At 62.5% G+C, this 13,443-nt stretch carries 13 protein-coding genes; 5 read left to right on the top strand and 8 right to left on the bottom strand.

What is annotated here, in order from left to right; genetic code table 11:
- Window position 1: 1 nt before the first annotated feature.
- Window positions 2-1,222: an alanine racemase gene (locus EJ066_RS26890; RefSeq protein ID WP_126042960.1), complete on the bottom strand. Its 1,221-nt coding sequence runs from the start codon at window positions 1,220-1,222 to the stop codon at window positions 2-4.
- Between the two features lie 230 nt (window positions 1,223-1,452).
- On the opposite strand from EJ066_RS26890, the gene EJ066_RS26895 reads away from it, so the two are divergent.
- On the top strand, window positions 1,453-2,370 hold the full coding sequence (locus EJ066_RS26895; RefSeq protein ID WP_126042961.1) for a DMT family transporter: 918 nt from the start codon (window positions 1,453-1,455) through the stop codon (window positions 2,368-2,370).
- A 568-nt stretch (window positions 2,371-2,938) separates the two neighbouring features.
- On the opposite strand, the gene metF is transcribed toward EJ066_RS26895, so the two are convergent.
- Both metF and EJ066_RS26905 read right to left on the bottom strand, forming a co-directional pair.
- The gene (gene metF / locus EJ066_RS26900) at window positions 2,939-3,856 is read right to left on the bottom strand and encodes a methylenetetrahydrofolate reductase [NAD(P)H] (RefSeq protein WP_126042962.1); all 918 of its coding nucleotides are present in this window, start codon (window positions 3,854-3,856) and stop codon (window positions 2,939-2,941) included.
- On the bottom strand, window positions 3,856-4,878 hold the full coding sequence (locus EJ066_RS26905) for a metalloregulator ArsR/SmtB family transcription factor (protein WP_126042963.1): 1,023 nt from the start codon (window positions 4,876-4,878) through the stop codon (window positions 3,856-3,858). Before EJ066_RS26905 ends, metF begins: the two co-directional genes overlap by 1 nt.
- A gap of 143 nt (window positions 4,879-5,021) precedes the next feature.
- Between EJ066_RS26905 and tsaA the strand changes: the two genes are divergently transcribed.
- From tsaA to EJ066_RS26925, 4 genes are all read left to right on the top strand, one after another.
- Entirely contained in the window at window positions 5,022-5,528 is a 507-nt protein-coding gene (gene tsaA / locus EJ066_RS26910) for a tRNA (N6-threonylcarbamoyladenosine(37)-N6)-methyltransferase TrmO (protein WP_189644565.1), read from the top strand.
- Entirely contained in the window at window positions 5,525-5,836 is a 312-nt protein-coding gene (locus EJ066_RS26915; protein WP_126042964.1) for a DUF2293 domain-containing protein, read from the top strand. The genes tsaA and EJ066_RS26915 overlap by 4 nt, the downstream gene beginning before the upstream one ends.
- Before the next feature lie 103 nt (window positions 5,837-5,939).
- Window positions 5,940-6,899 carry a D-amino acid aminotransferase gene (locus EJ066_RS26920; protein ID WP_126042965.1) on the top strand — a complete coding sequence of 320 codons (960 nt, stop codon included), beginning with the start codon at window positions 5,940-5,942 and terminating at the stop codon, window positions 6,897-6,899.
- A 212-nt stretch (window positions 6,900-7,111) separates the two neighbouring features.
- Entirely contained in the window at window positions 7,112-7,954 is an 843-nt protein-coding gene (locus tag EJ066_RS26925; RefSeq protein WP_126042966.1) for an SDR family oxidoreductase, read from the top strand.
- Between the two features lie 162 nt (window positions 7,955-8,116).
- On the opposite strand, the gene EJ066_RS26930 is transcribed toward EJ066_RS26925, so the two are convergent.
- The 5 genes from EJ066_RS26930 to ettA all read right to left on the bottom strand — a co-directional run bounded on the left by EJ066_RS26930 (window position 8,117) and on the right by ettA (window position 13,205).
- Entirely contained in the window at window positions 8,117-8,734 is a 618-nt protein-coding gene (locus tag EJ066_RS26930; RefSeq protein WP_126042967.1) for an MOSC domain-containing protein, read from the bottom strand.
- A 143-nt stretch (window positions 8,735-8,877) separates the two neighbouring features.
- On the bottom strand, window positions 8,878-9,999 hold the full coding sequence (locus EJ066_RS26935; protein WP_126042968.1) for a beta-ketoacyl-ACP synthase III: 1,122 nt from the start codon (window positions 9,997-9,999) through the stop codon (window positions 8,878-8,880).
- Between the two features lie 197 nt (window positions 10,000-10,196).
- Window positions 10,197-10,985: a trans-aconitate 2-methyltransferase gene (tam, locus tag EJ066_RS26940; RefSeq protein WP_189644372.1), complete on the bottom strand. Its 789-nt coding sequence runs from the start codon at window positions 10,983-10,985 to the stop codon at window positions 10,197-10,199.
- Between the two features lie 260 nt (window positions 10,986-11,245).
- Window positions 11,246-11,494 (bottom strand): DUF6290 family protein, encoded by a 249-nt coding sequence (locus EJ066_RS26950; protein WP_126042969.1) that lies wholly within the window; start codon window positions 11,492-11,494, stop codon window positions 11,246-11,248.
- Between the two features lie 61 nt (window positions 11,495-11,555).
- On the bottom strand, window positions 11,556-13,205 hold the full coding sequence (ettA, locus tag EJ066_RS26955) for an energy-dependent translational throttle protein EttA (protein WP_126042970.1): 1,650 nt from the start codon (window positions 13,203-13,205) through the stop codon (window positions 11,556-11,558).
- Window positions 13,206-13,443: the final 238 nt, after the last annotated feature.

Raw genomic sequence — 13,443 nt, forward strand, 5'->3', positions numbered from 1 at the left:
CTTAATCCGCCATCGTCTCCAGGCTGGCAAACCCTTCCGGCGCGTCGCCCTCGTCGAACGGCGTCGCCACCTCGACGAACGTGTCGGGGTAGAAGCCGTTGAACCGCGTCCTCAGCGACAGCGAATAGGCGCCGATATGGCCGATCTCGATCCAGTCGCCGGTGTCGACCGTTTCCGGCAGCCAGAACGGCCGCGACAGAATGTCGACGGAATCGCAGGTCGCGCCGCACACCTTGAACGGCACGATGGTCTTCTCCTCGCCATTGCGCGAGCGGATCGCGGGATCAGGAATGAAGCGCGCCGGCAGCGTGATCTTGCCGGTCCATGAATCCGACAACGACGCCCAGATGCCGTCATTGATGTAGAGCCGCTTGCCCTTGCGCAGCAGCACGCGCACGATCAGCGACAGGCAGCGCGCCACGATCACCCTGCCCGGCTCCGCCACCAGCGGCATCTGGTCGAACTGGTATTCCTTCAAATCGCCGGACAGCCGCGACATGATCTGGCCGAGCGACGGCATCTCGATCTGCTTGCGGTTGGGATCATGGCCGTATTCGGCGGGAAAACCGCCGCCGACATCGAGCCCGGCAATGTCGAAACTGACGCGGTTGCGCACCCAGTCGGCCGAAGCCAGCGCCCGCTCATAGGTGTCGGGATCCTCGATCTGGCTGCCGACATGGAAGCACAGGCCGACCTTGTAGCCCGTCCGGTTCAGCCGTTCGGCCAGCTCGACCGCGTTGGCCGGCCCGGCGCCGAATTTCTTCGACAGTTCGTAGGCGGCCGATCCTTTCGTCTGGATGCGCACGAACACGGTGATCGCACCCGGATCGATATCGAGCGCCCGCACCACGCGGGTCAGCTTGGTGATCTCGTCCTCATGGTCGAGCGAGATGACGCGGATGCCATATTTCTCCAGCGCCAGCTTGATGTCCGACTGCGCCTTGACCGGATGCATGTAAAGCATCTCGGCATCGGGCGAGACCGCGCGCACGGCGGCGAACTCGCCGGGCGAGGCCACGTCGAAAGCATTGACGCCGGCCTCGACCAGTGCCTTCAGCACGATCTGCTCGCCGTTTGTCTTGACCGCATAGGCGGTCCTGCCGGGAAACATGCCCATGAACTGCCTGGCGTCGGCCTTCAGCACCTGCGGGCGGAAGCAGTAGACCGGATCGTCCGGACGAAGCGCCAGCGCCGCTTCGCGGGCATTTTCGAATCGCTGCATGGAAGAATCCTCAAAATCGGCCCGCGCACAATTAATCCAACCTATGCGTGAATGAAAACAATTCTGTGTCTCGCGCCCCTGACGGCCACGGCGCTACGCCAGCTGACAGGCAAGACGACAGAAGTGCTAGCCCACCAATCCGGTTTCGGGTGGCCCTTGCCGTCAAACAGGATATGGCCTGAACAGGCGCCTGATTGGCTTGGCATCGGAGCCATCTTGGAGGACGATCCATGGCGATCACAACCACGACTGCAATGCGCGGACCCATGGTCCTGAAAGACTGGGCACAGCTTCTGCTGCTCGGCGCGATCTGGGGCGGCTCGTTCTTCTTTGCCCGCATTGCGGTTGCCGAGATTCCCCCGCTGGTGCTGGTGCTGTTTCGCGTCGCCATCGCGGCGCTGGCGCTGCAGCTTTATCTCGGCCTGCGCGGTCCCTCCTTCCGCCTCGCCTTGCCGCATGCCGGCCTGTTCATCCTGCTGGCGCTCGCCAACAACGTCATTCCCTTCTCGCTGATCTTCGCCGGCCAGACCGAGCTTGGCGCCGGCGTCGCCTCGGTGCTCAATTCGACGACGCCGTTCTGGACGCTGATCCTCGCCAACGCGCTGACATCAGACGAAAAACTCTCCTGGAACAAGCTTGCCGGCATCGCGCTCGGCATCGTCGGCACGGCGGTGATGATCGGTCCCGGCCTGCTTGCCGGGCTGGGCGGCCCGGTCTGGGCGAAATTCGCGTTGATCGGCGCGTCGCTGTCCTATGCGGTTGCCCTGATGATAGCCCGCCGCTTCAAGGGCGTGCCGTCACCGGTCATCGCCACTGGACAATTGACCGCCTCGACCATCATCATGATCCCGGTCGTGCTGCTCGGCTATGGTCCTGCCAACTTGTTTTCGGCCTCGCTGCCGGTCTGGGCGGCGGTGTTGGCGCTGGCCCTGCTGTCCACCGCCTTCGCCTATATCCTCTATTTCAACCTCGTCGCCTCGGCCGGCGCCACCAACGCCTCGCTGGTCACGCTGATCGTGCCGGCCAGCGCCATCCTGCTTGGCTTCCTGTTCCTGGGCGAACGGCTCGAATTGTTCGAACTCGGCGGCATGGCGCTGATTGCGCTCGGCCTCGTTACCATCGACGGGCGCCTGTTCGGCCGACGGTAATGCATGTCGCCCAAAAGTGCGTAGCGGTTTTGGGGCAACGACATGCATCAAACTAGAACCTAAAGCGCGTCGCATCCCAGACGCGCTTTAGGGCGCCTCGTCCAATTGGCCGCGCAAAAGGATGCTCCAACTCTTTGAATTTTCCCATCGAGCCGAGAAATCGATTCCGATTTTCGACGGCGGTAGCGCTGCCATGCTTATTGTTGCCCCGGCTTCGACACAATTTATTCACAGGTCCGACGCCGGCTTTTGCCGAAGAGTTTCAATAGCTAACGGCAAAAAGCAGGTCGCAAATTCCACAATCTCGTCGCATTGCAGCACATTTTCCGCTTGCCTGTGGCACAAATGACCCTAGACTCTGCACATAGCTCTTTAAGAGGAGGCTATGACATGGGACTTACGAGGCCAATCAACGCATTGATGATTTGTGCTGCGTTTGCATTCATCGGAGCCCTTATTATGGGCTTTCTTCCGTAAGCCGCCAGAGCGGGAGGAAGACCAGCACAGAATACTCCAAACCATTGAAAAGGCCGGGTTTTTACCCGGCCTTTTGCGTTCCCACAGTCATTTATGCCGCGGCTGATCCCGCAGCTTCAGCCTCATGCGAACGGATGCCGATCATGTGGCAGATGGCGAACGCCAGATCGGCCCGGTTCATGGTGTAGAAGTGGAAATCGCCGACGCCGCGTTCTACCAGATCCAGCACCTGCTCGGCCGCCACGGCCGCCGCAACCAGCGCATGCGTCTGCGGATCCTTCTGCAGCCCATCGAAGCGCTCGGCCAGCCATGCCGGCACCAGCGCGCCGCAGCGCGACGAGAAATTGGCGACCTGGGTGAAATTATGCACCGGCAGTATGCCCGGCACGATCGGTATGTAGATGCCGGCCCGCCGTGCCCGCTCGACATAGCGCTCGTAGAGATCATTGTCGAAGAAGAACTGGGTGATCGCCCGTGTCGCGCCATTGTCGACCTTGCGCTTCAGCATGTCGATGTCGGTGGCGAAATCCGGGCTCTCCGGATGCTTTTCCGGATAGGCGGAGACCGAGATGTCGAAATCGCCGACACCCTTCAGCGCCCCCACCAGTTCGGCACCATTGGCATAGCCGTCCGGATGCGGACGGTAGGCGGCGCCGACGCCCTCGGCCGGATCGCCGCGCAAGGCGACAAAGCGGGTGACCCCCATACCGGCGAATTCCTGGATGACCTCATCGACCTCGTGGCGTGCCGCATCGACGCACGTCATGTGCGCCGCCGGCGTCAGCGTCGTCTCGTTGAGGATGCGCTTGACCGTGCGCGCTGTGCGCTCGCGCGTCGAGCCGCCGGCGCCGTAGGTCACCGAGACGAAGTTCGGCTGGAGCGGCTCCAGCCTGGTGACGGTATCCCACAGCCTTGCTTCCATCTCGTCGGTCTTCGGCGGGAAGAACTCGAACGAAACCCTGATCTTGTCGCCGATGTCGGGACGGCGGGAAAAGCGGAACTGGTTCATCAGACGGTTTCCCCTATCGAATATGCATTGGCCGGCTGCGTGTCGTTGGAAGGATCGGCGATCAGCATGCGCTGGTCACGGCCGAGCCATAGTTTTACGGTGAGCCTGGCCTCGTTGCCGCCGCGCGGCTCGAATTCCTGGCTGTCCTCCATGTCGAGCCCGGCCTCGGAAAACCAATCGGCGATCTGCCGGTCGGAAAAGCCGAGCCGCATATGCGCGTGCTGGTCGCGCAGGAATTCCAGCGCGTGCGGTGCGAAATCGACGATCACCAGCCGGCCGGCCGGCCGCAGCAGCCTTGCTGCCTCGCGGATGGCGCGGGCGGGATCGTCGAGATAGTGCAGCACCTGGTGGATGGTGACGAGATCGAAGGCGTCGCGCTCGACCGGTGGCGCAAAGATGTCGCCCTGGCGCACCTGCGCATTCGAAACGCCTGCTTTGTCGAGGTTGGCGCGCGCCACGGTCAGCATCTCGCGCGACATGTCGATGCCGACGCCGCGCCGGTAGAGCGGCGAAAAGATTTCGAGCAGCCGCCCGGTGCCGGTACCGAGATCGAGCATCGACTGGAATGGCCGTTTGCCGACGAGCTTGAGCAGCGCTGTCTCGACGGCGCGGTCCGGCACATGCAGCGAGCGGATATGGTCCCAGCTTGCGGCATTTACGGAAAAATATTCAGCGGCGCGATCCTGCCGCTTGCGCTTGACCGCTGCCAGCCGCTCGAGATCACGCTCGACCTGCGGGTCGGCACCCCGGATGCCGGAAACCAGCCGCAGCACGAAATCGCGCGCCGCATCCGAATCCGACAGCCGGAAGAAAGCCCACGAGCCCTCCTGGTAGCGGCCGATCAGTCCGGCCTCCAGCAAAAGCTTCAGGTGGCGCGAGACGCGCGGCTGCGACTGGCCGAGGATTTCGGTGAGATCGGAGACGGTCAGGTCGCCGCGCGACAGCAACGCCAGGATGCGCAGCCGGCTGGATTCGGCCGCCGCCTTCAATGTATCTACCATAGTGTCGAGCGCGACATGCATGCGAGCATTCTCTTTGAAAAAGATATAAACATATGTTTATGTCGATTTTGATAGGCTTGCAAGCGCTATGTCGCTTCCGGACAAGAAAATGACGCATGCGTGGCGGATCGCGCAAAACCGGAAGCATGATCGAGGCCAAACCCATGTTCGAAACGCGCGACGGCGAAAAGCTTCTGGAAACCGATCCGGCCAATATGCCGCCGGACGGTCATGTCGTCTTCATCGGTCGCATAACCTCACCCTGGACCACGCGGGAGACTTGCCCCAAGAACATGAAAGCCGCGCGGGAAACGGGGCAGCCGGCGGTTCTCACGATCGACCAGCGCTATCGTAACGGCCTGCTTGGCCTGGAACGCGCCAGCCACATCATCATCCTGACCTGGCTGCACCACGCGCCGCGTCAACTGATCGTGCAGAAACCCCGCCATGCGGCCGAACCGAAAGGCGTTTTTGCGCTGCGCTCCCCTGCCCGGCCGAACCCAGTCGGGCTGCATATCGCAAAGCTCGTCGCCCTCGACATCGGCACCGGCCGCATCGATCTCGACGCCATCGACGTCCTCGACGGCACACCGGTCATCGACATCAAGCCTTATTTCGCTTCGACCGATGCCTTTGCCGAGGCGACCATGGCCGGACGCGACGAACGATGAGAGCGCCGACCAACCGCCGCCGCGCCATCGCCAAGGCGCTGACGGCGCTTTTGCCGCTGGCGCCCTATGCCGATATGGAAAAGATCCGCGCCGACGCCGGCCGGGCGCATCTGCACAACCTGCCGCCGACGATTGCCGTTTGGCTGGCGACGATCGCCCATATCCGCCATGTACACACCGACTACGAGAAGCTGCTGGCCGACGGCTATGACCGCGACTCGGCGCGCTTCTTCGTCATGGAGCAGACCAACATTGTGCTGACCCGCTGGCGCGCCACGCGCCTGCTCGAAGACGACGAGGAAGAATGACAGCCCTTCAATGGCCCAGCGGCAAGCCCGGCCTGTGTCTTGCGCCACCCGCCGTGCCGCTCTATCCCGCCATCTGAACCGAGACGGCCTGACGGAGGACGCGATGAGCAACTCGATCGATCGGCAAGCCAATCCGCTGCCGGTGCTCTCCGCCCATCACATCGATCCGCATTCCTATCCCGATGGCGTTGCCTTCCTGGACGGCCAATATCTGCCGATGTCGCAAGCCAGGATCTCGGTGCTGGATTGGGGCTTCCTGCATTCCGACGCCACCTACGACACGGTGCATGTCTGGAACGGTCGCTTCTTCCGCCTCGACCTGCATCTCGATCGCTTCTTCGGCGGGCTGGAAAAGCTGCGCATGACGATCCCGCTCGACCGCGAAGGCGTGGCCGAAATCCTCCACAATTGCGTGGCGCTGTCGGGTCATCGCGCCGCTTATGTCGAGATGCTGTGCACGCGCGGCGCATCGCCGACCTTCAGCCGTGACCCGCGCGAAGCGGTCAACCGTTTCATGGCTTTCGCCGTTCCCTTTGGCTCGGTTGCCAATGCCGAGCAATTGCAGCGCGGCCTGCATGTTGCGATCAGCGATAAGGTGCGCATCCCTCCGGCCTCGATCGACCCGGCGATCAAGAACTACCATTGGCTCGACCTGGTGCGAGGCCTCTACGACGCCTATGACCGCGGCGCGGAGACCGCGCTGATCCTCGATTTCAACGGCAATGTCGCGGAAGGCCCCGGCTTCAACGTCTTTTGCGTCGATGACGGCAGACTGTCGACGCCGGCTGTCGGCGTGCTGCCCGGCATCACCCGTCGCACCGTCTTCGATCTTTGCGCGGACGCGGGGCTTGCCGTCACAGCGGCCGATGTCAGCGTTGTGGCGCTGCGTCGGTCCGACGAGGTCTTCATCACCTCGACTGCCGGCGGCATCATGCCGGTGACGATGATCGACGGCGCTCCGGTCGCGGACGGCAAGGTCGGCGCAATTACCAGGCGCCTCATGGCACTCTATTGGCAAAAGCACGAGGATCCTGCCTGGTCGAGCCCGGTGCGCTATCCCTGACCCGGCCGGATGTTGTGGCGTCGGCCCTCATCAACAAAACGTGCTCGACCTTGATTGACGGAGCGTGCTTCGTATATGGCGGAAGCGGAGTAGCCTCCGTTTAGACCATGATGCCGAACCAAAGAAACGCGTCAGCGAAAAGTGGAGTCCGGTTTTCTCTGGTCAAACAAGAACTCGAAATCAACGCCCGCAAGGGCAGGAACTGGTGGATCATGACACACAAGGTTTGGTTTATTACCGGATCGTCGAAGGGTTTTGGCCGCGTCTGGGCGGAAGCCGCCCTCGCCCGCGGCGACCGTGTCGCTGCGACGGCCCGCAATGTCGGCACGCTTGCCGATCTCGTCGATGAATATGGCGACCATATCGCGGCGATAGAGCTCGATGTCACCGACAAGACAGCCGTCGATGCCGCGATTGCCGAAGCGCATAAACGCTTCGGCCAGCTCGACGTCGTCATAAACAATGCCGGCTATGGCCATTTCGGCGCCATCGAGGAAGTCGGCGAGCAGGAGGCGCGCGACCAGATCGAGACCAACGTGTTCGGCGCCCTTTGGGTGACCCAGGCCGCCCTGCCGATCATGCGGGCGCAGCGTTCCGGCCATATCATCCAGATTTCGTCGATCGGCGGCGTCAACGCCTTTGCCTCGCTCGGCCTCTACCATGCCTCGAAATGGGCGCTGGAAGGTTTCAGCCAGGCGCTCAGCCTGGAGGTCGCGGAGTTCGGCATCCATGTGACGCTTGTCGAGCCGGGCGGCTTCTCTACCGACTGGGCCGGACCGTCGGCCAAGGTCTCGAAGCCGATCGCGGCCTATGAGCCGGCCCGCGCCGCGATGGCGGAGCGCCGCAAGCGCTCGGTCGCAGGCGATCCCGCCGCCACCGGACCGGCGATGCTTGCGATCGTCGACGCGGCCGAACCGCCGCTCAGGGTGTTCTTCGGCGATGGCGGTCTGCCGATGATCCGCCAGGAATACGCCAACCGCATCGCGCTCTGGGAAAAGTGGGATCACGTGTCCGACTTGGCGCAGGGGACGAACAAGAACCGCAAGGCCGCCTGAGGCGATCAGAAAACCTGCTGCGCCGCCTCATGGGGGCATAGCCCTCAGGCCACGCCCCTAATGCATGTCGCGCAAAAAGTGTGCAGCGGTTTTGCGATAACGACATGCATAAAAACAAGAGCCTAAAGCGCGTCGCGTGAATCCGTTCAAACGCGACGCGCTTTAGGCCCGGTAAATCCACTGCTCCGGCACGCGCACCGATATCTCCTCGCCTGCCGTGATGCGGCCGGGTTTTTCCACCCAGGCGACGAGGCCGCGCAACCGCTTTGCCGCCTTCGGGAACAGCAGCGCGCCGGCCTCATGGTCGGCCATTCCGGCATTTTCGGCGACCGAGCGGCCGGCGATGCGGCACGGTCCATTCTGTGCGTCGACCTTGACGGTGACGCCGCCCCTAAAGAACAGCAGCGTGCCGGACGGCAGCATGGAGAGATGCGGCAGGCCTTCGATCAACAGATTGGCGCCGATCCACTCCGGCTTGACCTCGGCGACGCCCATTCGCCCTGCCACGATCGCCAGTTCGTCCGCCGCCACGACAGACAATTGCCGCTCGTTGCGCATCTCGGTGCCGCGTGTATACCAAGGCTCGCGCCCACCGGAGCGCCGCGTGATGCCAGCGTGATAATCGCCATCGATGCCATCGAAGCTGACCCGCAATTCATCCACCGCGCGTGTCTCGAAATGATCTGATGGCGCGACGTAGAGCGCTGCCACCTGCGCGGCGAGCTTCCGCGCCGGGATGATTTCGACCGGGTTCTCGGCCTCGGGGAAGAGATCCGGCATGGGCTTCATTCCTTGCATGATGCGATGCAATTAGCCGCAGTCGGCTCATCAGGTCCAGTCGAAAGCGCTGATGCTCCAATCAAGAAGCCTGATGCGATTACACCGTCGCGTTCCAATGCTGGTGCCGTTCGCGCCGAAATAAATCAGAGCATGCGCAAAAGCGCGCCGCCGATCGAATAGCCGGCGCCGAAGGCGCAGAGCAGGCCGTAGTCGCCGGCCTTCATGTCCTTGTGGTTCTCCGACAGGGCGACGATCGCGCCGGCGCCGGCGGTGTTGCCGAGGCGCTCCAGCACCATCGGCGCGCGGTCATGACCGACCTCGTGGCCGAACGACAATTTCAGGATCATGGCGTTCATGCGGGCATTGGCCTGGTGCAGCCAGAAGCGCCGGATCGCTTGCGGCGTCAGCCCGTGTTCGGCCAAAAATTCGACGATGAACTTGTGCCCGGCGACGGTGACTTCCTTGAACACCTTGTTGCCGACCTGCTTGATCAGATTTCCTTCCAGATTGATCATATAGGGATCGTCCTGGGCGGTGCGGGTGTGGTAGCCGAGATTGGTGCGGATGTTGTTGGACATCTGCGTCCAGGTGCGCGTGTCGAGCACCTCGAAGCGACCCGGCCGCTTCTCGCCTTGGGCAAGCCCCTCGACGACCATCGAGACAGAAGCGTCGCCGAAGATGAAATGCGTCTGCCGGTCGCGGAAGTTGAGATGACCGGTGATGATCTCCGGCGTCGTCACCAGCACGCGCCTGTGGGCGCCGGCCCGCACCAGATTGACCGCGATGTGCAATGCCGCCGCCGCCGACGAGCAGCCAAGCCCCATGTCGAAGCCGGCGCCCTTCGTGCCCATAGCCTGCTGCATTTCGATGGCGACCGCCGGATAGGGCCGCTGGTGATGCGAGGCCGAGCAGATCACCAGGTCGATATCGGATGGTTCCACGCCGGCATAGTCGAGCGCTTTCCTGGCCGACGCGATACCGAACTCGGCTTCCAGCGACAGCGCATCGTCGGGCCGCGCCGGAATGCGCGGGGCCATCCGGGTCGGGTCGAGAATGCCTTCCCGCTCGATCACATGACGGGTCTTGACGCCCGAAGCGTGGACGATGAAGGCACTGTCGGATTTCTGCAGCAGTGTCTCGCCCGAAGCCTGGCGGCGTACATTCTCCATCTCGACCCAGGCATTGAAGCTGTCGACCAGTTCTTCATTGGTGATCGAAGGCTCGGGGATTTCAACGCCGATGCCGCTGATGATGACGCGATGCATTTCCAGTCCGTCCCCATGCGCAGGCGTTTCAGGCTTCATTTGGGCGCCGTGAAGGCTCGGCGCAACATCCTTGGCACCTAGCTAGTTTATACCGGCTTAAATCAAGTGCCTGAGGTTAAAGACCACGATCTTGCACCGCTGAAATGCGCATGGCGGCAACACCGGGTCAAGCGCAGCCGGGCAATACCTCTCGGTGGCTAGGCGGAGCGCCGCGCGACGATAAAGAGCCTGGGAAAGCGCAGCAGCACCTTGCTGTTCGCCGTCTTCGGATAGGCCTCAGCGATCGCTGCCGTGTAGCGATCGAGGAAAAGCCGCCGCTCGTCCTCGTCGAGCGGATCGAGGAACGGCTTCAGTCCGGTCGACTTCAGCCATTCGACGATGGCCCCGGCGTCGGCCAGCGGATGATTGTAGGCAGTGTGCCAGATGTCGAGCCGGTCGCAGAACGGCGAGAGAAGATCATAGTAGAACGACACCGGCGGCAGCGGCGCGCGCGCGGCACCCCTTAGCTTTTCGGCAAACGGCATTTCGACCGCCGTCTCCCGCATCAGCCGGTGCGAGGGCTCGCCCATATTGTCGGGCATCTGCACGGCAAGCGCGCCGCCGGGCGCCAAGAAGCCCATCAGCCGCTGGAAGATCGCCGGATGCTCCGGCAGCCACTGGAACACTGCATTGGCAAAAATCACGTCGACCGGCTTTTCAGGCTGCCACGCCGCCGCGTCCGCCAAGGCAAAGGTGACGCCGGGCAGACGTGCCCTCGCCTTGTCGATCATGTCAGGCGAGGTGTCGAAACCGCTGACCTGCGCGCCCGGCCAACGCTCGACCAGCAATTCGGTCGAATTGCCCGGCCCGCAGCCGATGTCGACCACCCGGCGCGGCGCCTCCACCGGCACCTGGGCGACAAGATCGCGCGACGGCCGCGTGCGCTCGTCCTCGAATTTCAGATATTGGGCGGCGGACCAGTCGGGTTTTGGCATGCTGTTGTTCATCGATAAACCTCGCGACGGTTGCCTATTTCCACGACCAGCACGACGAGCCGGCTATCCTGAAACTGAGCAATGATTCTGTAGTCGCCGACGCGAAAACGCCAAGCTTCTTCCTTGGTCCCAGTCAGCCGTTTGGCAAGTGCTCTTGGATTGGGGTGCGCAGAAAACTCTTTGGTGCAGGAATTCGAGGACGCGCCGCTGGTCTTTCGTTGAAAGCCCCTCGATATCTTTTTCGGCTCGCCGCGTGAACTCGACACGCCAATTCAATCAGCGGCAGGTTTCTTACGCCGTTCCTCGACTTCGCGAAGTTCAAGCTTCCGGATCACCTGCTCCAGCGGAATGCGCGCACCGTCGTCATCCCTCAGGCGTTCCTCCGCAATCCTGGCATCCTGCCAATCCTCAATGGTCTCAAGAATCGCTTCAACTACTACCTGGTCGATCGTACGGCCGCTGGCCTTGGCCATGTCGGCCAGCAGCTTCTCGGCTTTTTGCGGCAATTTGACCGTGATCACGGCAGCTCCATCCGATCAATTTAGGCCAAACGACGATCACCTGCAACGGATCGCAGGCCCCCTACCGCGTCAGCCGCTTATGGGTCATGCGATGCGGGGTCGCCGCTTCCGCGCCCAGGCGGCGCAGCTTGTCCTTCTCATATTCCTCGAAATTGCCCTCGAACCATTCGACATGCGCGTCGCCCTCGAAGGCCAGCATATGCGTGGCCATACGGTCGAGGAACATGCGATCGTGGCTGATGATGACCGCGCAGCCGGCATAGGCTTCCAGCGCGTCTTCCAGCGCGCTCAGCGTCTCGGTGTCGAGGTCGTTGGTCGGTTCGTCGAGCAGAAGCACGTTGCCGCCGCCCTTCAGCATCTTGGCCAGATGCACGCGGTTGCGCTGGCCGCCTGAGAGGTTGCCGACCTTTTGCTGCTGGTCGCCGCCGCGGAAATTGAAGGACGAACAATAGGCGCGGCTGTTGACCTCGTGCTTGCCGAGCTTGATGACCTCGGCGCCGCCGGAAATCTCTTCCCACACCGTCTTGTTCGCATCGAGTGCGTCGCGGCTCTGGTCGACATAGCCGAGCTTGACCGTCTCGCCGATGCGCACCGTGCCGGCGTCCGGCTTCTCCTGGCCGGTGAAGGTCTTGAACAGCGTCGTCTTGCCGGCGCCGTTCGGACCGATGACGCCGACGATGCCGCCCGGCGGCAGCTTGAACGACAGGTCCTCGATCAACAACTCGTCGCCAAAGCCCTTGTTGAGGCCTTCGACCTCGATGACGACGTTGCCGAGGCGCTCGCTCGACGGAATGACGATCTGCGTGTCGGTCGGCTTGCGGTTCTGCGACTGCTCGACCAGTTCCTCATAGGCCTTGATACGCGCCTTGGACTTGGTCTGGCGCGCCTTCGGTGAGGACTGAATCCACTCGCGCTCGCGCCAGATCGCTTTCTGGCGGGAGTCGTCCTCGCGGCCTTCCTGAATCAGGCGCTTGGCCTTGGCGTCGAGATATTTGGTGTAGTTGCCCTCGTAGGGAATGCCCCGGCCGCGATCGAGTTCGAGGATCCAGCCGGTCACGTTGTCGAGGAAGTAGCGGTCGTGGGTGATGATCAGCACCGAGCCCGGATAGTCGCGCAGATGCTTTTCCAACCATTGCGTGGTTTCGGCGTCGAGATGGTTGGTCGGCTCGTCGAGTAGCAGCAGATCGGGCTGTTCCAGAAGCAGACGGCAAAGCGCCACGCGTCGGCGCTCGCCGCCCGACAAATTGGTCACCTCGGAATCGGCCGGCGGGCACTGCAGCGCGTCCATCGCCATCTCGACCTGTTGATCGAGGTCCCACAGATTGAGCCTGTCCATCTCGTCCTGCAGCTTGGCGGACTCGTCCGCCGTCTCGTCGGAATAGTTCATCATCAGCTCGTTGTAGCGCTCGATGATGGCGGTCTTCCTGGCGACGCCGTCCATGACGTTTTCGCGCACGGTCTTGCTGTTGTCGAGTTGCGGCTCCTGCGCCAGGTAGCCCACGGTCGCGCCCTCGGCCAGCCACGCCTCGCCCTGGAACTCCTTGTCGAGCCCGGCCATGATGCGCAGGATGGTCGACTTGCCTGAGCCGTTGGGGCCGAGAATGCCGATCTTGGCGTCCGGATAGAAGGACAGATGAACGTTGTCGAGCACCTTCTTGGTGCCATAGGCCTTCGACAGGCCGGACATGTGATAGATGAACTGGCGTGCCACGCGCGCTTTCCCTGAAAAGTCGACTGGAATGTCGGATTGAATGGAAGTTGCGCGCTATGTAGGCGATGCAGCGCCGAACGGCAAACTGTTTTGGCGCTTCAATCCTGTCTCCGGGCCGGAAGCACTCATCGAAGCGGCGACGTTTTCGGTTCGCCGCATAGTCGGGCGAAAGCTCCGGTTAACCATTCCGCGTCAAAAAGGTGTTGGATGGGGAATCGCCGGTAAGCCGCGATTTCCA

Origin of the sequence: Mesorhizobium sp. M9A.F.Ca.ET.002.03.1.2, from assembly GCF_003952365.1 — a bacterium.
Classification (GTDB): Bacteria; Pseudomonadota; Alphaproteobacteria; order Rhizobiales; family Rhizobiaceae; genus Mesorhizobium.